Here is a 1,457-nt window from a genome sequence, read left to right as displayed (position 1 = left end):
GTCTCTATTGCCGCCATGCTGATTCCCTCGGCCCGCCCCGCGTCGGGCGCCATGTCTGCATGTTTTTCATGACGGTGCAAATGCGGCCGGCTTCCTGCCCGCGACGGCTGTCGCGCAGCCGAAGAAGAAGCGCTTGAACTCGACCTCGAGCCCCTCGGCCCTCAACATTTCCGCCACGGCGGAAGCGTCGCCGAAATTGGTCGAGGAGGTGCCGATCATCGAGAAATCCTGCGCGCCGTTGAGCAAGGTCCTTCCGACAAGCGGCAACACGACCTTCAGGTGGAACAGATAAAGCGGCCTCAACCACCAGCCTTTTGGATCGGATGCTTCGATCATGCAAAAGACGCCGCCGGGCCTGAGGCAGCGCGCGACCAGCCTGGCGAGCTTCGCATGCTGCTCGCTGTTGAAGGTCTTCAATCCGAAGGTGGAGACAATGAAATCGGCACTGGCGTCGGGCAGGTCGCTGGCCAGCACGTCATCCTCGATGAAGGCGATCCTGTGGGCGCGATGCGCATGCAAGCGCTCCATCGCGCGCTTGTGCATGCCGGAAGAAATGTCGACAGCCGTTATGGCGCCGATATCGGGAAAGCGCCTGAGCAGATGCGGCCAGACTTCGCCAGTCCCGGCCATCAGATCGTAGCCCGTCGGCCGCGGCACCTGGGAGACCGGCATCAGTTCGACGCATTGCCGGCGCCAGCGCTCGGTGAAGCCGAACGAGCAGATCCAGCTGAAGGTGATGTACTGGCCGGAGCAGCGGTCGAAGACACCTTTGACGAACTGCGCGTCGTAGATGTCCTGGCCCGCTGCCATATCGCCATCGCGGCGGGCGGGACGGTCAGTCGGTGCCTGCCGAACTGGATGATCGCCCTCGAGCCTGCTCAGCCTACATCCCCGTCAGATCGCTCATCAGCCCGGATGCCACCGACAGCCTCGACACAGTGATGTCGCCGCCCTCGGTCAGCGCCTGCAGCCGCTCGCGGATGCGCGCGACGCGTTCGCCGCCGGCCTCCAGCCAGGCCGTCACCGGGTCGGCCGCCTTGGCATGGGCGGTCAGCGCCGCAACCGCGATGCCGCGCCGGGCGGCGCCGATCGTGTCGGCCGCGCGTGAAAGCGCCAGCTGGTCGTAATAGTCCGGCGGCGAGATCGCGCGCGTCGCTTCCTCGATGCGCGGAATGCGGAAGGCGTCGCTGACGGCGAAGAAGGCCTTCGCCGCGGCGACGATATCGGCATTGGCGGTGCGCGCCGTCAGCGCGATATCCGGGATCAGTTCCCCGACATCGGCGAGCGCCAGCTGTCCGGCAAGCCTCTCCGGTGCCCCGGCCTTGAACAACCCATGCCGCCGCTCCTCGATCCGCTCGCGCGAATATGCCGGCAACAGCGAGGCGAGCTTCGGCTCCAACACCTTGCGTGCCTCCTGCAGCTCGGCGATGCGCTGGCCGAGCTGCAGGAGGCACGCA

General features: G+C 66.1%; 1 protein-coding gene and 1 pseudogene. Both read right to left on the bottom strand.

Annotated features, from left to right (window positions below):
- Positions 1-66: 66 nt before the first annotated feature.
- Positions 67-810: a class I SAM-dependent methyltransferase gene (locus EOA33_RS35540; RefSeq protein WP_127407710.1), complete on the bottom strand. Its 744-nt coding sequence runs from the start codon at positions 808-810 to the stop codon at positions 67-69.
- A 73-nt stretch (positions 811-883) separates the two neighbouring features.
- A pseudogene (locus EOA33_RS35535) lies at positions 884-1,457 on the bottom strand (NAD-glutamate dehydrogenase domain-containing protein); the annotation flags it as partial.

The sequence above is a fragment of the Mesorhizobium sp. M4A.F.Ca.ET.050.02.1.1 genome (assembly GCF_003997725.1).
Classification (GTDB): domain Bacteria; phylum Pseudomonadota; class Alphaproteobacteria; order Rhizobiales; family Rhizobiaceae; genus Mesorhizobium.
This window is presented reverse-complemented; position numbering and strand designations above follow the sequence as displayed.